The sequence below is a fragment of the Haloferax sp. ATCC BAA-644 genome (assembly GCF_000336975.1).
Classification (GTDB): domain Archaea; phylum Halobacteriota; class Halobacteria; order Halobacteriales; family Haloferacaceae; genus Haloferax; species Haloferax volcanii.
The window spans coordinates 1-19,337 of the sequence record NZ_AOLF01000002.1 but is presented as its reverse complement, the minus strand read 5'-3'; the positions used below and the strand labels follow the sequence as shown (position 1 = coordinate 19,337).

At 56.8% G+C, this 19,337-nt stretch carries 16 protein-coding genes; 13 read left to right on the top strand and 3 right to left on the bottom strand.

Annotated features, from left to right (window positions below; translation table 11 throughout):
• Positions 1–134: 134 nt before the first annotated feature.
• Positions 135–1,487, bottom strand: coding sequence for an alpha-galactosidase (melA, locus tag C458_RS01610; RefSeq protein WP_008578696.1), 1,353 nt, complete (start codon positions 1,485–1,487; stop codon positions 135–137).
• 341 nt (positions 1,488–1,828) lie between these two features.
• Between melA and C458_RS01605 the strand changes: the two genes are divergently transcribed.
• The 8 genes from C458_RS01605 (at position 1,829) to C458_RS01570 (ending at position 10,988) form a co-directional block, all read left to right on the top strand.
• Positions 1,829–2,614 carry an IclR family transcriptional regulator gene (locus C458_RS01605; RefSeq protein ID WP_008572648.1) on the top strand — a complete coding sequence of 262 codons (786 nt, stop codon included), beginning with the start codon at positions 1,829–1,831 and terminating at the stop codon, positions 2,612–2,614.
• A gap of 97 nt (positions 2,615–2,711) precedes the next feature.
• Positions 2,712–4,049: a sulfatase-like hydrolase/transferase gene (locus C458_RS01600; protein WP_192815220.1), complete on the top strand. Its 1,338-nt coding sequence runs from the start codon at positions 2,712–2,714 to the stop codon at positions 4,047–4,049.
• Positions 4,050–4,402: 353 nt separating this feature from the next.
• Positions 4,403–5,584, top strand: a complete 1,182-nt coding sequence (locus C458_RS01595; RefSeq protein ID WP_008572645.1) for an ABC transporter ATP-binding protein — start codon at positions 4,403–4,405, stop codon at positions 5,582–5,584.
• Positions 5,585–5,745: 161 nt separating this feature from the next.
• On the top strand, positions 5,746–7,143 hold the full coding sequence (locus C458_RS01590) for an extracellular solute-binding protein (protein ID WP_239638801.1): 1,398 nt from the start codon (positions 5,746–5,748) through the stop codon (positions 7,141–7,143).
• Between the two features lie 6 nt (positions 7,144–7,149).
• The gene (locus C458_RS01585; RefSeq protein ID WP_008572640.1) at positions 7,150–8,070 is read left to right on the top strand and encodes a carbohydrate ABC transporter permease; all 921 of its coding nucleotides are present in this window, start codon (positions 7,150–7,152) and stop codon (positions 8,068–8,070) included.
• Between the two features lie 90 nt (positions 8,071–8,160).
• On the top strand, positions 8,161–8,988 hold the full coding sequence (locus C458_RS01580) for a carbohydrate ABC transporter permease (protein WP_008572637.1): 828 nt from the start codon (positions 8,161–8,163) through the stop codon (positions 8,986–8,988).
• Between the two features lie 60 nt (positions 8,989–9,048).
• A complete protein-coding gene (dgoD, locus tag C458_RS01575) occupies positions 9,049–10,203 on the top strand; it encodes a galactonate dehydratase (RefSeq protein WP_008572636.1) in 1,155 nt (384 codons plus the stop codon).
• Positions 10,197–10,988 carry an SDR family NAD(P)-dependent oxidoreductase gene (locus C458_RS01570; RefSeq protein ID WP_008572634.1) on the top strand — a complete coding sequence of 264 codons (792 nt, stop codon included), beginning with the start codon at positions 10,197–10,199 and terminating at the stop codon, positions 10,986–10,988. The genes dgoD and C458_RS01570 overlap by 7 nt, the downstream gene beginning before the upstream one ends.
• A gap of 22 nt (positions 10,989–11,010) precedes the next feature.
• Here C458_RS01570 and kdgK1 read toward each other — a convergent pair whose 3' ends face one another.
• Positions 11,011–11,967 (bottom strand): bifunctional 2-dehydro-3-deoxygluconokinase/2-dehydro-3-deoxygalactonokinase, encoded by a 957-nt coding sequence (gene kdgK1, locus C458_RS01565; protein ID WP_008572632.1) that lies wholly within the window; start codon positions 11,965–11,967, stop codon positions 11,011–11,013.
• Positions 11,964–12,602, bottom strand: a complete 639-nt coding sequence (locus C458_RS01560; protein WP_008572630.1) for a bifunctional 4-hydroxy-2-oxoglutarate aldolase/2-dehydro-3-deoxy-phosphogluconate aldolase — start codon at positions 12,600–12,602, stop codon at positions 11,964–11,966. Before C458_RS01560 ends, kdgK1 begins: the two co-directional genes overlap by 4 nt.
• A 460-nt stretch (positions 12,603–13,062) precedes the next feature.
• On the opposite strand from C458_RS01560, the gene C458_RS01555 reads away from it, so the two are divergent.
• The 5 genes from C458_RS01555 to C458_RS17670 all read left to right on the top strand — a co-directional run.
• Positions 13,063–13,812 carry a hydroxypyruvate isomerase family protein gene (locus C458_RS01555; RefSeq protein ID WP_008572628.1) on the top strand — a complete coding sequence of 250 codons (750 nt, stop codon included), beginning with the start codon at positions 13,063–13,065 and terminating at the stop codon, positions 13,810–13,812.
• 163 nt (positions 13,813–13,975) lie between these two features.
• Positions 13,976–15,979 carry a beta-galactosidase gene (locus C458_RS01550; protein ID WP_081603293.1) on the top strand — a complete coding sequence of 668 codons (2,004 nt, stop codon included), beginning with the start codon at positions 13,976–13,978 and terminating at the stop codon, positions 15,977–15,979.
• 549 nt (positions 15,980–16,528) lie between these two features.
• A complete protein-coding gene (locus tag C458_RS01545) occupies positions 16,529–17,572 on the top strand; it encodes a zinc-dependent alcohol dehydrogenase family protein (RefSeq protein ID WP_049897110.1) in 1,044 nt (347 codons plus the stop codon).
• 122 nt (positions 17,573–17,694) lie between these two features.
• Positions 17,695–18,615 (top strand): DUF2255 family protein, encoded by a 921-nt coding sequence (locus C458_RS01540; protein ID WP_008572618.1) that lies wholly within the window; start codon positions 17,695–17,697, stop codon positions 18,613–18,615.
• 150 nt (positions 18,616–18,765) lie between these two features.
• Positions 18,766–19,337: IS6 family transposase (locus tag C458_RS17670; protein ID WP_008572615.1), on the top strand; the 572-nt coding region annotated here is incomplete at its 3' end.

Genomic DNA, 19,337 nt, shown 5'->3' with positions numbered 1-19,337 from the left:
TCACATTGTCGACTGAAGTCCACTTCAACGGACTGTGGCCTAAACCAGAACCGATGTGTGGAGATAACACGCTCCACCAAGCGGAATACTGTACGGGTTGCGGTGTACCGTCTCTGACTCACGCTGTGTTTCGATTAGTCATCTGCGGGGACTACTTTCTCCGGGTTTTGTTTACTCGGCCACTCCAGGGTCGGGATGTAATCTGCGTTTGCCTCGATGAGTTCTTCGGTCATCTCGTGTAGTTCGTCTAGTGAACAAGCGGCGCTTGACAGAGGATCGAGCTTTACTGCTTGGTGGACTTTCTCGCGGTTACCCTCTAAGGCACCTTCCACCGCCAGTTCGTAGATTGCAGAGTGCTGGCGGTCTAGAGCGGCAAGTTGTGTCGGCAACTCTCCAATCGAGGCTGGGTGAAGGCCGGTACCGTCGACAAAGACCGGAACTTCCACACAGGCGTCTGCAGGAAGGTTTTCGATGGCGTTCGATTCGTTGGACACGTTGAGGTTGAACCGGCGCTGAGTTCCCGTTTCCAACGAATGGATGAGCCGGGACGCGTATTCCTCGGAACGTTCGACACTAACCTCGTTGAGATCGACGTCCAGTTCGGGATCGTCGCGCTCTTCGGACCGCGCAAGCCATCCCTCTAGGTATGTCGCGGTTGGCATCCGTTCGGCGAAGTTCGTCCCGGACATCTCCTCGATAAGTGCATCGTCTGTTCGGATGTACGGGAGGTACTCACTCATGTGATGGCTTGATTCCGTGGGGAACGCGCCGAAGTGCTTCATCATCTCGAAACGGACCGTGTCCTTGCGGTACGTCTCTTCGTCGTCGTAGGCCTCTTTGAGTGCCGGATAAAGACTCTCTCCGTCGTGTTCGCAGGTGAGGAACCAAGCCATGTGGTTGATGCCGGCAACCCAGTACTCGAGTTCGTCCTGTGGCGTTTCCGTGTACTCTGCGATCGCCTCAGCGGTGTGTGGGACGGAATGACAGAGACCAACGACCTCGATGTCAGTCGCGTCAAAGACAGCCTTACAGAGGATGGCCATTGGGTTCGTATAGTTGAGTAGAAGGGCATCGGGACACAGCTCTTCCATGTCGTCCGCGAGGCCGAGGATTGTCGGAATCGTCCGAAGGCCACGGAAGATTCCACCCGGTCCAGTCGTGTCACCGATTGCTTGCTTCACTCCGTATTTCTCCGGGATCCGGATCTCGTTTTCGAAGGGCTCAGTCCCACCAACGTTGATCATGTTGAGGACGTAGTCCGCGTCTTCAAGGGCTTCGCGTCTGTCAAGTGTCGCTGAGACAGTCGTCTCGAGTCCTTCGTTTTCCACCATCGCCTCAGCGACACGCTGCGTCTGTGTGAGCCGATGTTTGTCGATGTCCATCAACGCGATATGGCTGTCAGACAACTCGTCGAACGAGAGGATGTCGCCGATGAGTTTCTTTGCAAATACCATACTCCCAGCTCCGATTAGGGCAATCTTTGGCATTGCTACTACGTGTCTCTTGGTTTGTTATAAGTATTTCGCCGTACCACCCTCAATTCTACTCCGACTTATCTAGGCTTAGGGACGCGTGTGGTGAAATGTAGCACACGTACTGTCTGAGTGTGTCCCAATGGGCCTTAGCGTGCGGCCCCTGCCTCGACACAACGGGTTGTGGGAGTCTCATTTTCATGATCCGTGAAATTATTATCTACTATAAATCGTGTAGGATTGGTTCCTCTTCGGGCTTTGTGGATTGAAGGCCGTGAAATGCCGATAACACTTTTCGTGACGCTATTTCACGTATCATGAAAACATCTATGTGTGACGATACCGTGAGTCGAACTATGACAACCAACCGCTTTGACGTGGCCCAAGACGACGGATATCTAGCGACGACGACGGTTACGAGTTTCCGCATCATTGAGGCTCTAAAACGCCGCGACGGTGCCACAGTCCAACAACTCGTCGAAGAGTTAGGGCTCGCCTCGGGGACCGTTTACAAACATCTCAACACGCTTCAATCGATCCAGTATGTCGACAAAGATGGATCTGAGTACCGTCTCGGTCTGGGGTTTCTTGAACTAGGTATTGCTGCCCGCACCCAGCGAAATCTCTATAACCAGACCTACGATTCACTCGAAAGTTTAGCCGAGACGACTGGAGGTGTGACGACGCTCATGGTTCCAGAACACGGGTTTGGTGTCTACCTCACACAGATTGTCCCCTCGGGTGCGACGGCTCCGCCACACCAAGAGGGTGAGCGAGCACACCTCCACGCTACCGCTGGGGGAAAAGTAATTCTCGCCTATCAACCGACAGAGACTGTTGAGTCGTGGTTGGAAAATCGGTCACTACCGGCGCTGACACCGTTCACTATCTCGGATCCGGAGGAACTCCAGTCAGAGCTACAGTCTGTGCGGGATAGACGGGCTGCCCATTCGCGTCGCGAGCAGTTCGAAGAGTGGCATGCGGTCGCCGCTCCGGTTACGGACGATGACGACGAAGCTATTTGTGCGGTGGGTATCAAAAAGCCGGTCGACCCTAATGCGGACACAACAGACATGTCCGAGTTCAAGAACTTGCTCGGGAGTACGGTGAGTTCTATCGAGAGTAAACTACGGTTCAGATAGTCTAACAAGATTACACCCCTATGCTCGTAATTTCTGGTTCGAACACGGTTCTGACCGCGCCCACACATATATAATACCAACTAGCGAAAGCAGAAGTATGACTGATGATTCGATTGACCGACCGAACGTCCTCATGATCGTGACCGATCAACACCGGTGGGACACAGTTGGTGCGCACGGTTCACCGATGGATCTCACACCGAACATCGATCAACTCGCTGCCGAGGGTCTTCGATTCGACAACGCAGTTACTCCACAGCCGGTCTGTGGTTCGTCGCAATCGGTTATTCATACTGGTCGATATGCAACTGAGACGGGCGTTTGGCGTCACTCACTTCCACTTGCTGACGGGGAACGAACGCTCGCACACTACTTCGCTGAGAACGGGTACGAGACGGGTTTCGTCGGGTCATGGCATCTGGCGGGGACATTTGACGAACCGGTGCCAGCGTCCCACCGTGGTGGCTACGAGGACTTCTGGATCGGTGCTGATGTTCCCGAGTTCATGACTCAGCCTACGGAAGGGATGCTGTTCGACGAGAACGGCGAGCCTGTGACGTTCGATAAGTACCGTGCGGACGCCTTCGCTGACTTCGCTATTGACGCAATCGAGACGCTTTCGGAACCATTCTTCTTGATGGTCGGCTTCTTGGAGCCACACGACCAGAACGATCAACAGACGTTCGTCGCCCCCGAGAGATACGCAGAACGCTATAGAAACAACCCGTATGTTCCGCCGGATCTCCGTGACCGGCCAGGAAACTGGTTCAACGAACTGCCGGACTATTACGGCGCAGTCGAACGTATAGACGAGTGTATTGGCCGACTTACTGATACGCTTGCACGCACAGGTGCTCGTGACGAGACGATAGTTGCATTCACATCTGATCATGGGTGTCATTTCCGTAGTCGCCCCGGTGAGTATAAGCGCACCTGCCATGATGCATCAGTCCATGTCCCGGCTGTCCTTCATGGACCGGGAATCGATGCTGGACGCGTCGTCGAGCAGACCGTCAGCCTTGTTGACTGGGCACCGACGATTCTCGACGCCGCTGGCAATGACGTTCCCGAGTCGATGCACGGCCACAGCTTACTCGACGACGACCACCCCAGAATGGGTGAGGCGTTCATCCAGCTCAGTGGCTCGGAAATCGGCCGAGCAATCCGAACGGATCGCTGGAAACTGGGAGTTTCCGCACCGACGTTGACCGGATGGCGCGGGGGCAAAGCAGAGAAGTCGAGCGACCACTACGTTGAGAGATACCTATACAACCTCGCGCGTGACCCCGCTGAACAGGTCAACCTCGTCGGTCGGCCCGAGTACAGAGCTGTCTTCGAACGGCTCAGAGACCGATTGCTTGAGTATATCCGTGATGTCGAAGGTGAAGACCCGACTATCGATCCGGTCTCCAACCCCGGGTATCAGGACTACTGACCCCACTTCTGTTGAATTGTCTTTCGTCTCGACCCCTCCAACAGAGCTGTCTTCGAAACGATCTCTGTCTTGATTTCATGATGTATGAAAATTCTAATGTCGTCAATATCGACCGGAGATGGACACAGGTGGCACATCCCCACGAGTGGACTGTTGGCAACCAAAATGATTTCATATACCATAGAATCTCTTGGAGACGAGTTCTGCTGTTGAGTCGACTCGCTACAGCTTTAGCGGCCGTCCTCTGAAGTTGCCCGACTGCTCCGAGTTTGCTCTCAGTCTTGCCGAGAGGCCTCAACGAACGAATCTCTGCGAGAGCAAGATTTAACACGAATAACAATCTTGGTCGTGACATGGGTAAGCTAGACGTTCAGCACCTCAAGAAGGTGTTCCACGACAATAGTGGAGACATCGTTGCTGTCGACGACTTTGATGTGGAGATCGAAGATGGCGAGTTCATCGTTCTCGTTGGGCCTTCTGGCTGTGGGAAGTCCACGACACTTCGATGTATCGCAGGGCTCGAAACACCAACATCCGGTGAGTTGGTACTTGACGGCGAGACAGTTACTGATAAAAAGCCTAAGGCGAGGAACATGGCGATGGTGTTCCAGAACTACGCGTTGTACCCGCACATGACCGCAGAGGAGAACATGTCGTTCGGTCTAAAGATGACGACTGACCTCTCGAAAGACGAGATTCGAGAGCGGGTACACGAGGCAGCTGAGATGATGGGTATCGGTGACCTACTCGGTAAGACACCGGGTGAACTCTCCGGTGGACAGCAACAACGCGTCGCGCTCGGTCGTGCTATCGTCCGCGAACCAGAAGTGTTCCTGATGGACGAACCGCTCTCGAACCTCGACGCGAAACTCCGAACGACGATGCGGACAGAACTCCAGAAGATTCAGCAAGAGTTCGACGTGACGACCATCTACGTCACACACGACCAGACCGAAGCGATGACCATGTCTGACCGCATCGCCGTGCTCAACGACGGTGAACTCCAGCAGATTGGGACTCCGTTGGAATGCTACCACCAGCCAGAGAACCAGTTCGTCGCCGGCTTCATCGGTTCACCCTCGATGAACTTCTTCGATGTCGAACTCGACACGAGCGGCGAGACACCGACGCTCGTTCACGACGCTTTTAGCTACGAGTTGGACGACGACGTATACACAGATATCGGACGTTCGGAGGGTCAGTTCACCCTTGGTATCCGCCCTGAAGATATCGAAGCGGTACCAGCCGACACACACAACGCGTTATCACCGGCGGTGGAGGTAACCGAACCGCTGGGTGACGTCACCTACGTCTACCTCCAAATCGACGGCGAGCAGTATACTGCGACGCTGGAAGGCGACATCGTTATCGAACCAGGTAGGCAGCTCACCGTTCAATTCCCACAGGACCGGATTCACCTCTTCGACGGGAAGACGGGCGAGACACTCCGGAACCGTGAACCGCCAGAGTCCAGTGACATCGACGCGCTCGTTGGCCTCAACAACGTTGGTAGCGTTGAGGTCGGTGCCGAGTGACGGTGCAGGATATCCACCTGTAGTCAACTTGGCTAGCGAAGCGTCGTAGTCCAGACCAAACCTCTTCTTCACCGATAGGGTAGTTAACGCCGCTGCCGATAATGTGGCCATTAGTAAATTATAAATAATGGTGGTCTAATGTGTGGTGTAGGGTTTACCCCATGACAGAGAGTAACTCATCCAGTTTGAGCAGACGTTCACTCGTGAAAAACCTCAGTATCGGCGCAGGCGTCGCACTCGCGGGATGTACGGGTGGCGGTAACAGCGGAGGCGACAGACAACTCGGCGGGGGGGATGGGGACACCGCAACCGATCAAAGTAACAGTAGTGGAGCAGGGGCTACAAAAGAGGTGCTCTTTTGGGAGTACACGTTCCCCAACGACGACTCTCCACCAATCTGGAAGGACGCGTTCAAAGAGAATTACAACGCCCGAGGTGACGCACCGCTGACTATCGGGCGGTTCTCATACGAAGACCTCCGACAGAAGTTCCTCACGGGTGCTCGGACCGGTGATCCCGATGTCATTGAGGGGGTCCTCGCTCACCTGACGGAGTATATCAAGGCCGGACACCTCGAACCGCTTGACGACCGTGTCGAAGAACTGGATTACTTCGACGGCTTCGTCGACTCTGCGCTCGACGCGATGCGGTATCAAGGGAAGCTCTACGGCCTTCCGTACATGGGCAACGGCCGGGCACTCATCTACCGGATGGACATTCTCGAAGAACTGGGTCAGGAGCCACCAGAGACCGCTCAGGAGTTTCAGGAGATTGGCCGACTCATCAACAAGGAAGTCGACGGCGTTCAGGCCTACCACAACTGTACGAAGGATGGCAGCGTCCGGGCGTTCCAAGAGTGGATGTCACACGTCTACCAACACACGGACCAGCTCTACGTTCTCGAGGGTGACGCGTGGGCGTTGAATATCGACGCCGATACGCTCGGTCAGATATTCGACAACTGGTACTACCAAGTGTGGGCGGCCGACGAACCGCTCGGTAACCCAGACCAACTCGGGACGGGATGGCAGGTCAATGACCCCGGCTACCTCAACGGCCAGTTCGCCTTCATCGAGTGCGGGACGTGGCTCCGTAGCTGGACGACTGGGACCAACATCAACGATACCGAGGCGACGACCACGCTCCTCAACGAGAACACCGGTGTCGGTCACCTCCCTTACGGTGACAGCGGCTCGAGGGGGACCTTCCTCGAAGTCAAACCGATAATGATGAATTCACACAGCGAACAGAAGGATGCCGCGTGGGATGTTATCGCCACGTTCGCCAGTCCTGACACGATGAACGCGATGGGTGAGGACGCTCCAGGAAACGCGATGACACCCGTTCACGACGAGGTTGAATCGACCATCGACAACGAGAACTGGGAACCGTTCGTCGACGTGTTCGAGACCGGCCGCGCACTCGCGAAGGTCGGATGGGGCCCCGTCCGCGAGCCGTTCTACCGTCTCATGCAGGAGGTCTCCTACGGTAAGACCGACCCATACAAGGCCGGAACGCAACTCCACGAAGAGCTAACGGCACTCGAAAGCGAACTGTAGAACGCCATGGCCGCACAAGACATCTCGTCGAGCCCACTTTCGCCGTACGTAGAGGAGTTCAAGCAGTTCGCCTCGGACACGTGGTTGGGCTACGCTATGGTGCTCCCGGCCGTGATTATGCTCGGCGTCATCATCGTCTATCCGACGCTTCGGGGAATCCAACTGGCGTTCTTCGAAGTGTCACTTTTGAACCCCGAGCAGATGACGTTCGTCGGCCTCGGAAACTTCGGGCAAATGCTGTCCGACGCGACGTTCAGGTCGGCACTCTGGCACACGGTCCTGTTGACGGCTGTCGCTGTCTCGCTACAGTACCTACTTGGGTTGGGATTAGCGCTGGCGCTCAAAGAGAAGGTGCCCGGAGCTGGCTTCTTCCGTAGCGCCTCGATGATCACCTGGGTGCTTCCCGGCATCGTGATGGTCATCATCTTCCGCTTTCTCGTCCAACCCGACTTCGGCCCGGCCAACATCGTCCTCGCGAAGTTGGGTATGGAGACGACGTACTGGTTCGGCCGGCCAGGTGTCGCGTTCCCGCTCATCGTCGTGATGCACGTGTGGCGTAACGTTCCGTTCTATGCCATCGCGCTCATGGCGGCGATGAAGTCCATCCCTGAGACCCAATACGAGGCTGCCCGGCTCGATGGCGCGGGACCGTTGCAAGCCTTCCGGTACATCACCCTCCCGCAGATATCGTACGTGTCGATGATTATGATCGTGCTGCACGTCATCTTCACGTTCAACAACTTCGACATCGTCTATCTCTCGACCGGCGGCGGGCCGCTCGGGAACACCGAGGTGATGGCGACGTACATCTACAAGCAGGCGTTCGAACAGTACGCCCTCGGGTACGGGGCGAGCATGGCACTCGTGATGCTCATCATCATGATGGCCTTCACCGTCGTGTACGTGAGGCTGGAGGCTCGCGATTAACCGAACAGACCAATGGCAACTGACTCACCCACACACTCGTCTTCGAACCGTTCGCTGACCCAACGCTTCGACGCGTGGCTAGCTGACGATATGTCGCCGCGCCGTCTCGCTGGCGTGTACGCCGTCCTCGGCCTCTACTTTATTTTCCTTCTGTTGCCGGTGGCGTACATGCTGCTCGTGACGTTCACGTCCCAAGAGTTCCTCTACTCGACACAACTTATCCCGTCGCTCGGTGACTTCACCATCCAGAACTACCTCATCGTACTGCAGACGGGTGCATTCCAGGGCTACTTCGTTAACTCAGTCGTCATCGCGGTTTCGACGACCGCCCTGACGCTCGTTGTCGGGACGTTGGCGGCGTACTCACTGAGCAGATTCGAGTTCCCCGGTCGGCAGTCGATTCTGCTGTCGTTCCTCGCGACACAGATGCTGCCGCTGGTGCTCATCCTCATCCCGTTTTTCCTACTGATGTTCTCGCTGAACCTCATCGACTCATATCTCGGCATTGTCATTGCACACTCTGTCGGTGGGATTCCGCTGGGTACTTGGCTGTTGAAGGGCTACTTCGACGACATCCCGACCTCGCTCGACGAGGCAGCGAAGATGGACGGCTGTTCACGTCTGGATATCCTGTGGCGTATTATCGTCCCGCTGTCGCTCCCCGGCATCGCCGTTGCGGGGTTCTACACGTTTATCCTCTCGTGGAACGACTACCTGCTCGTCTCCATCCTGTCGCAGACGGCCGCAACGCGTACGCTTCCGTTTGGCCTCCAGTTGTTCCAGTCGCAGAACACGGTCGCGTGGGAACTGCTGCTGACGGCCGCGACGATTACCATCGTTCCTGTGGTCGTCCTGTTCGCGTTCGTCCAGAGTTACATCGTCGAGGGGCTTGCCAGCGGTGGGATGAAAGGGATGTAATCCGTTTTCGCCACGCATTCGACGAGCCAGACAATACATACCGACATTCCGAGACACACTATGACACGAATCACTAACTACGAGTTGTTCGAGGTACCGCCGCGGTGGCTGTTCCTCCGTATCGAAACGAGCGACGGCATCGTCGGCTGGGGTGAACCGGTCGTCGAAGGCCGGTCACACTCCGTTCGGGCCGCCGTCGAGGAACTCATGGAGACGTATCTGCTCGGCGAGGACCCGAGCCGAATCGGAGACCACTGGCAGACGATGTACCGTGGTGGCTTCTATCGCGGTGGTCCAGTTTTAATGTCCGCAATTGCCGGCATCGACCAAGCGTTGTGGGACATCAAGGGCAAGCAGTTCGACGCACCGGTGTACGAACTCCTCGGAGGTCCGGTTCGGGACCGTGTCCGCGTCTATCAGTGGGTGGGTGGCGATCGGCCCGCCGCCGTCGGCGACGCTGCCGCGGAGAAAGTTGATGCTGGGTTCACGGCGCTCAAGATGAATGCGACGCCAGAAATTCGCCGAGTGGACAACCCGAGTGCTGTCGCCGACGCCGTCGATCGACTCCGGACTGTTCGGGAGGCGGTCGGTCCTGAGATCGACATCGGCGTCGACTTCCACGGGCGAGTCACGAAGCCGATGGCCAAGCGACTGGCGAAGGCGCTCGAACCACACGAGCCGTTCTTCATCGAGGAACCGGTTCTCCCCGAGCACAACGACGCGCTCCCAGAGATTGCGGCGCAGACGTCGACACCCATCGCAACAGGCGAACGGATGTATTCACGGTGGGACTACAAACACGTCTTCGAGGATCAGTCAGTCGACGTTATCCAGCCAGATCTGTCACACGCGGGCGGCATCACCGAAGTGAAGAAAATCGCAGCGATGGCTGAGGCGTACGACGTGGCGATGGCACCACACTGCCCACTCGGTCCGCTTGCGCTCGCCTCCTGTCTCCAAGTTGACGCCATCGCGCCAAACGCGCTCATCCAAGAACAGAGCCTCGATATCCACTACAACGAGAGCAACGATGTACTGGACTACCTCGAAGACCCCTCGGTCTTCGACTACGATGACGGCTACGTTGATCTCCCTGACGGGCCGGGCCTCGGCGTTGACATCGACATCGACTACGTTCGCGAGCGCGCCGAAATCGACGTCGATTGGCACAATCCTGTCTGGCGACACGACGATGGGAGTGTCGCTGAATGGTAGACACACACCGACACGAGGGTCGAGTCGCCATCGTAACGGGGTCGACGAAAGGTATCGGTGCAGGTGTCGCTAAGCGCCTCGCCCGAGAGGGTGCGACCGTCGTCGTCAACGGGCGCTCGGCTGACAACGGCCAAGAGACAGTCAATGCTATCCGTGAACTCGGTGGCGAATCGATGTTCGTCGAGGCCGACATGCGCGATCCTGCGGCAATCGAAGCACTAATCGAAGAGACTGTAGACCGTTACGGACGCCTCGATGTGCTCGTCAACAACGCCGGCGTCCAAACGGAGACGACGGCGGCTGAAGCGACGATGGAAGACTGGAAATTCGTCCTCGAGACTGATTTCCGTTCGTTCTGGTTGTGCGCCAAACACGCCGCCGAACACATGCCTGTAGGTGGGTCAATCGTCAACATGTCCTCGAACCACGCCTTCTTGACGATGCCTGGGTTGTTTCCCTACAATGCTGTCAAGGCGGGCATCAACGGGATGACGCGTGCACTTGCGCTCGAACTCGGTCCTCTCGGGATCACCGTCAACACCGTCAATCCGGGATGGGTCGAGGTCGAACGCACGCAAGCGGAGTTGAGCGCAGACGACCGCGAGCGTGTTGAGGCAATCCACCCAGTCGGTCGAATCGGCGTCCCCGAGGACGTTGCCGCGACAGTAGCCTTTCTGACCAGCGATGAGGCGTCGTTTGTGACTGGGACAAGTCTCCTCGTTGACGGCGGTCGGACTGCGGTCATGCAGGATCACACCTACCTCGAATACAAAGAGCGTTACTAGCGGTCACTGCGCCCCAACCGACCTACCGCGCGATACCGCCTCCCCTGTTTTCTACAACCCGTTCGACTTCTGCCGGCGTCACGACTGCGAGGTCGCCTTCGATGGTTCGTTTGAGTGCGGCAGTCGCCGCGGCGTAGCAGAGCGCGTCGCCGACGGTGTCGCCGGCGATGTGTCGTGAGAGGTATGCGCCGACGAACGCATCACCGGTGCCAATCGCGTCCACCGTCTCCGTCTCGAACGCCGGTTGGTCGTACACCGTTCCGTCGTTGAGGGCAAGCGCACCCTCGTCACCACGAGTGACGATTACTGTCTCGAAACCGAAGTCGTCTACTAGCCCTCCGGCGAGTGCTCGAGCGTCGCCTTCGCGGTCGAGGACGTGGCGGATGTCGCGCTCGGCCGCGACGAGAATATCGACATCAGAAAAGAATGACTCACACGTTGCCTTCGCTTCAGCCGGCGACCAGAGCTTTCCCCGGTAGTTGAGGTCGAACGCGGTCGTCGTTCCCGCCGACTGTGCGTCAGCGAGTAGTTCGGCCGTCGTCGCTTCGAGCGTCTCCGAGAGTGCGGGAGTGATACCGCTCGTGTAGAACACGTCGGCGTTACGAATCGCATCCCGATCGAGGTCGTCCGACTCGGCGGTGGTGATGGCTGCGTCGGCCCGGTCGTAGATGACCGTTGTCGGTCGGGGTGCTGCTCCCTGCTCGATATAGTATGTTCCTTGGCGTGACGACGTACTCCACGCAACTCGGGGGTCAACACCGTGGGTTTGGATTTCGTTCGTCACGCGGCGGCCGAGCGCCGAGTCCGGGAGCTTTGAGAGCCAGCAGGCGTCGGTGCCGAGTCGTGCCGCCGCAATGGCAACGTTGCTCTCTGCCCCCGCCGTTCGGAAGTCGAGTTCCGTCGCCGTTTCCAACCGTTCGCCCGCAGGTGGACTCAGCCGAAGCATCGTCTCGCCGAAGGTGACGAGGTCGGGTGTCATCGGTACTCCTCGGCGATTGCAACGAACTCGCTGGCTGCGTCGGTCAGCGTACTAAAGTCGCCCGCGGCGATGGCCTCACCGTCGACGATGGAACTGCCGACGCCGAGCGCAACCGCGCCGGCTTCGAAGAACGCTGCCGCGTTGTCGGTCGAGACGCCACCCGTCGGTATCTGCGGGACTTGCGGGAGTGGCCCGTTTATCGCACTTATTTGCTTGGGGCCGACAGCTGACGCAGGGAATAGTTTACAGAAGTCTGCGCCGGCCTCTGTCGCGGTGAGCGCCTCGGTTGGCGTCATCACGCCCGTCGCAATAGGCGTGTCGTACCGGTTGCAGGTCTCGATGACGTCCGTGTTCACCGTTGGGGTGACGACGAACTCGGCACCGGCGAGTTGGACGGCCCGTGCAGTCTCCGGGTCGAGAACCGTCCCGGCACCGATAGCGACATCATCGACGCTGTTGGAGATCTCCCGAATCATGTCGACCGCGCCCGGCGTGTTGGCTGTAATCTCGATCGCGTTGACGCCACCGTCCGCGATTGCGCGGACGACGTCGGGAGCGACAGATGAGTCGATGCCACGTACGATGGCGATGAGTCCAGGATTGACGATTCGCTGGTAAACCGAGGCTTCACTCATGGATACATCTAAGACTCCGGGTGGACCGACATAACTTCTTGTGATGGTGGCACCACTTGGACTCAAGAACGAGTCCAGTCGTACAAATGGTTGATGCTGACCAAGCGTTCAGCCCCTCTGAGAGGCGCAGTTGATTCCTCATCGGAACTGTAACGCTTGGCCGGCGGCGCTTCCGTGAGGAAGCAACATAACGTACTTTTCAGTCACTAGGGAACTAACCCCTTCGACAATACTTGCGACTGTTATACTATGTGCCGGGTTTTTCGAGATCCGGTTCGTACTTCAGTAATCCACGAGGTGTGCCCATTCACGGGAGCGGAATCACTATCACCTAGTTGCTCGACAATGTCTATGATGGCGTATACAGTTACAGCGCTCAGCAGAGATACTGAATCAAACGACCTGTTCCACGTGAGTATAGAGACTACTGTCTTCAGTCCTGAGACAATGGGTGAGATAGATGGTTAACGTGTCTGTCTGCGTCGAGATGGTCTACAATGGGCCGTTTCCTGACCGGATCCGACGGGCCGCTGAAGTGGGCGCTGATGCGGTTGAGTTCTGGGGCTGGCGTGAGAAAGATCTTGACACGGTTACGACTGCGGTTGAAGACGCAGACATTCCACTCGCCGCCTGTACTGCTGGGGGAGTGCTTACTGATCCGGCAGTCGCTGAAGATGCAATTGATACTATCAAGGAATCGATCACCACCGCTAATCGATTAGGCTGTTCGACGCTCATTGTCACGACTGGCCCGGATCAAAGGGGTCTCGACCGGAATACGCAGCGCCAGAACATCATCAACGTCCTCTCGGAAGTTGGGCCAACCGCCGAGTCTGTCGACGTTACACTCGTCGTCGAGCCACTGAATACGGCTGTCGATCATCCCGGCTACTTTCTTACGACAAGCTACGAAGGGTTCGAGATCATCGATGCCGTCAGGTCTCCGAACGTGAAGTTGCTGTACGACCTATATCACCAGCAGATCTCTGAAGGCAACATTATCGCGACGCTCACTAACCACATAAATTCTATCGGGCACTTCCATCTCGCTGACGTACCAGGGCGCCATCAACCGGGGACTGGCGAGCTCAACGTCGAGAACATATTCAACGCGATTGACGATACGGGGTACGACGGATACGTTGGTTGTGAGTTCGTTCCGACGGGCGACCCCGATCAGTCGGTGCGGGACGTGATAGATCTCGCTTGAGCCCTAGCAGTGTGTAGAACAGGTGTATGACGCATGACTGGAAGAGGTTGTATGTTTCCAACACCGGAGGTCATTCAATAGTTATTACCCTTGTCGAACTGGTGACTAAGGTTACCTGGCTGACCGGGGTTTTATCGTGGTGCCACATCTCATATCACAGAAGATGTCAATTGGTGTTTGCTACTTTCCAGAACATTGGCCACGCGAACAGTGGAAATCTGACGCACGGCAGATGGCTGAGGCCGGCATTGAGTACGTTCGTCTGGCTGAGTTCTCGTGGGGGGTCATCGAACCGACACCCGGGAACCTCGACTTCTCGTGGCTTGACGAGGCGGTCGACCTACTGGCAGACCACGGCTTGAAAGTCGTCCTCTGTACACCAACGGCAACGCCACCGAAGTGGCTCGTCGATGATTACCCCGAAATTCTGCAGGCCGACGCCGACGGGACTCCTCGGAACTTCGGCTCGCGGCGACACTACTGTTTCAACTCCTCCCGGTACCGAGCGGAGACGCGGCGTATCGTCTCATCGATGGCGGCCCACTACGCGGACCACCCGGCTGTTGTCGGCTGGCAGACCGACAACGAGTTTGGTTGTCATGAGACGGTCCGGTGTTACTGTGAGGATTGCTCCTCCGCCTTTTCTGAATGGCTCGCGGCGAAGTACGACGACGTTGACGACCTCAACGAACAGTGGGGAACGACGTTTTGGAGTCAACAGTACACTTCTTTCGAAGCCGTCGACCCACCGCGACCGACGCCGGCAGACCACCACCCCTCGCGTCTACTGGACTACTACCGCTTTGCGACCGATAGCGTCGTCGACTACAACCGTCTCCACGCCGATATTATCCGCGAGCATGGCGACTGGTTTGTGACGCACAACTTCATGGGGGATTTCGAGACGCTCGACATGCACAAGGTCAGTACTGATTTGGACTTGGTTTCGTGGGACTCGTATCCGACAGGGTTCGTGCAGGACCGCCGCGCGGGCGATCCATCAATGGACGAACTCCGCGCGGGTGACCCCGACCAAGTCGGCCTGAATCACGACCTCTGTCGGGCGACAAATGATGCTCCCTTTTGGGTGATGGAGCAACAACCTGGCGACGTTAACTGGCCGTCTCACTGCCCACAACCAGGCAACGGTGCGATGCGACTCTGGGCACACCACGCCGTTAGCCACGGAGCTGACGCAGTCCTGTACTTCCGCTGGCGGCGATGTCTAGAGGGACAAGAACAGTACCACGCTGGGCTCCTGAAACAAGACGGGTCGCTGGACCGCGGTTACAGCGATGCGAGAACTGCAGCTGAGGAACTCAGCGCAGTTGATGCTGGCCACATTGACGCCTCTGTTGCGCTCTTCCATGACTATGACAATTGGTGGGCTATCGGTGCACAGCCCCACGCCCCTGAGTTCGATTATTGGGAACACCTCCGATGTTACTATCGTGCACTCAGAGCCCGCGGTGTTCAGGTTGATGTCGTCCATCCGGACACCCCGCTGGAGGACTACGACGCCGTCGTCGCACCTGGGCTTCACCTCGTCGATACCAAACTTGCTGACCGTCTTACTCAATTCGTCGAGCAAGGTGGTCAGTTACTCGTCGGAGCACGATCTGGTGTGAAGACACCGGCCAATCAGTTGCACGAGGAACTTGCACCGGGTCCACTTGCGGACCTCACCGGGTTCGTTGTTGACCAACACGAGAGCTTCCCGGAAGATATCACACTAACCGTGGACGTTGATGGCGATGAGTACGCTGCCACGATCTGGGCGGAGTGGCTTGACCCCGACCCACAGACGACAGTCGTCGCGATGCACACCTCCGGTCCGGGAGCTGGACGTCCGGCAGTTACCCGGACGAACCGTGGCGACGGCTCAGTAACGTACTGTGGTGTCTGGCCGGAATCAGAACTGCTTGACGAACTCGTGACTGACTTGCTATCCCGTGGTCGAATCGAATTCACCTCCCGGCTTCCGGATGGAGTTAGACTCAATGAACGTGATGGTCTGACGTGGATCACGAACTTCACTAGTAGTACGTTCGAAATAGATGTGCCAACGAAAGATATTGTGATCGGAGGACGGACGCTGGGTGCGTATGATGTGGTGGTTGTGTCTACGGTACCACACCAAATCAGCATCTCGAGGGAAGCCTTGTAGGCTGAAAAGTCAAGGCTATACTATTGGAGTGAATGGAGGGAGTGCACCACTTCTATTAACGAACATAGTGTGATTTCACGCAATGACAGTTACTGTCGAATTCTCCATCCAGTCACCCTTCATCCCACCCGTTGAGCTTGTAAAATTGCTCCCGTCTGTCAAGTGAACTGCCTCGGGGTCAACCCCCGAGGCACTCGCCTTGTTTTCTCTGTAGAGGCGGCTTCAGTCGGACGTACAAACGGCAAGGACCATCTGGGATTAAGCCACTCTCACCTTAGAGTTCGAATATAGCGTTCATCTCGGCGGCAGTTAATTCGAAGTTGAAGAGGTTAATATTCTCTTCTTGGTGCTGCTGGTTCACAGCTTTCGGTATGGCAAACACGCTTTCCTGCTGTATCAGCTAGCGGAGCACAGCTTGTGCCGGTGATCTCTCGTACTGTTCTCCAATTCGGACTAGAGTCTGCACCGACAAGTTCACACAACGACTTAAAGATCCTGTTCAGATAGGGTTTGATTTAGATAGCTTCAGGCACTAACGACGTACGAACGATGAAAGCAGCAGTTTATCACGGACCGGGCGATATTCGAATCGAAGAAAAAGACAGCCCCCAGATTGAACAACCGACCGATGCTGTCATCAGAATAACACATACTGCCGTCTGCGGATCGGACCTCTGGTTCTACCGCGGCGCCGAGGAGCACGATGAGGGCTCTCTCGTCGGCCACGAACCGATGGGTATCGTCGAGGAGGTCGGTGAGGAAGTCCGCCACGTCCAGCCGGGCGATCGGGTTTTCGCTCCGTTTTCAATCAGCTGCGGAGAGTGTGAGTTCTGTCGCAAGGGGCTCCACTCTGCCTGTGTAAACGCGGAGTTCTTAGGCCCACACGGCACGACAGGCGCACAGGCCGAGAAACTGCGTGTCCCGTTCGCCAACGGTACACTCGTTCGCGTCCCCGATCGGTATGCCGACGACGAAGACGTTCTCGAATCGCTTCTCCCGCTCACGGACGTGATGGCAACGGGACACCATGCCGCCGTTAGTGCGAATGTGGAAGCGGGTGACACAGCCATCGTCGTCGGTGACGGTGCAGTCGGCCTCTGTGGCGTTCTTGCGGCGAGACGACTCGGCGCCGAGCGTATCATCGCAATGGGTCATCACGAAGACCGTCTCCAACTCGCTCGAGAGTTCGGTGCGACCGAAACCGTCGCCGCTCGTGGACAAGATGCGATCGAGGAAGCGCAGGAGCTCACTTACGGTGGCGCGAACCACGTCCTCGAATGCGTCGGTGCCGCATCATCGCTTGAGACCGCTGCGCAAGTGGTCCGTCCTGGTGGGAACATCGGTTACGTCGGTGTCCCACACCTTGACAACGCCGACTTCGTTGAGCAGTTGTTCTTCAAGAACGCTTCGTTTACTGGGGGGCCGGCGAACGTTCGGAACTACGCTGAGGAACTCATGGAGGATGTTCTCCAGGGGACGCTTGATCCGTCACCCATCTTCACAAAGACGGTCGGACTCGACAATGTTTCAGAGGGCTACGAGGCGATGGACGAGCGCGAGGCAGTCAAGGTTATGGTCAAGATCGACGAATAGAGCGCCACACACCCGCTAACTCACAGAGTATGTACGACTGGGTGTGAGATAGTTATTCCAACGCCACTACGACTGAGACCGAATCCGAGTATGCTTCCATCAATTTCGAGGAGCTGTCAACGATGAATCGATGGCCAGAAGACGAACTAAGCGAGATTACCGAGTCCGATGATTTGCATATTGCACCGTTCCGTGAGGACGGTGAAACCTACGGCACACCAACACGGATCTGGAGCGTCGCTGTAGAGGGCGAACTCTACGTGCGCGCCTACAATGGTCAGGATTCGAGTTGGTACCAGGCTGCCGTTCGGGAAACCGCCGGGCAGATCGAGACGGCCGGGATGACGAAGGAAGTCTCGTTCGAGTCTGTAGAGGACGAGGTGTTGAAAGACCACATTGACGAAGCGTACCGCGCGAAGTACGAAGGCAGCCCGTACCTTGACTCGATGATCAGCGAACGTGCCCGGTCCGCGACGGTCCGGGTCCGACCGAGAGGTATCTTCGATCGGTTGAGAGCCGGTGAGCCGGTCCCACTGGACGACCCGGAGTATGCGAAGGTCTCCGAGGAAGTCAATCGAACGATACGCTTGACGAAGAAGCTGAATGCAGCGACAGACGTCGACGAGATACGGCACTACGTCGGGGAGATAATCGGCGAAGAAGTCGACGAGAGCACCACGATTTTTCCGCCGTTTCACATCAACGTTGGAAAACATACCAGCTTAGGACGCAATGTGTTCATCAATCACGCCTGCTCGTTCCTTGACCTGGGGGGTATCACCATCGAGGATGAAGTCATGATTAGTGCGAGGGTGAATATCACGTCCGAAAGTCATCCTGTGGACCCGGATCATCGAAAGACGATGGTGCCAGGGGAGGTAGTTGTCGAACGCAATGCGTGGATCGGTGCCGGTGCGACGATATTGCCCGACGTAAGGATCGGTGAAAATTCGGTCGTAGCCGCCGGTGCCGTAGTGACGAACGACGTGCCTGCCAACACCGTCGTCGCGGGGGTGCCGGCAGAAGCAGTCAGAGAACTGTAATGTATGTCCTGATGGCACCGTCTAGTTAAGGAACGAACAGGTCGAAGAGTGAGTGATCTATGCTACTCTCAGACCTGCTCAAGGAGAGTTTGGACACCGCTACNGGCACCGTCTAGTTAAGGAACGAACAGGTCGAAGAGTGAGTGATCTATGCTACTCTCAGACCTGCTCAAGGAGAGTTTGGACACCGCTACGCTTGAATGTTGGCAGCGTGAGCGGACGGCGACGCCCGTAAGGGCGTTCGCCGTCCGACTCCATGCTGCCGGTCTTTCACTCAGAGAGACAGAAGCAATTCTTCGGCTACTCGGCGTAGAGCGCTCGTTTCAAGCAGTTTTTCAGTGGGTACATCGGCTGGCTGACAGCGTCTCAGACCCGCCGAAGGCGACCCCGAGGCGGGTCGCGGTCGACGAGACCGCTGTCAAAATCAACGGCAAGTGGTCTTGGTTGTACGCTGCAATAGACCTTGACACAAAAGTGATTCTTGACGCCGCGCTGTTCAAGCGTCATGGAACTGATCCGGCGGCTGCGTTTCTCCACGGAGTCTGTGAGAAACACGACTGTTCAGAGACGGTGTTTCTGGCCGATGCCTTCGGGTACCGGACTGCATTCTCTCGATTAGGATTGAACGGTCGGATTGACTACACAGACCGAAACCTGATTGAAAAGTGGTTTCACACATTCAAAATGAGAGTTGACCGTTTCCACAATTCATGGGTGGGCAG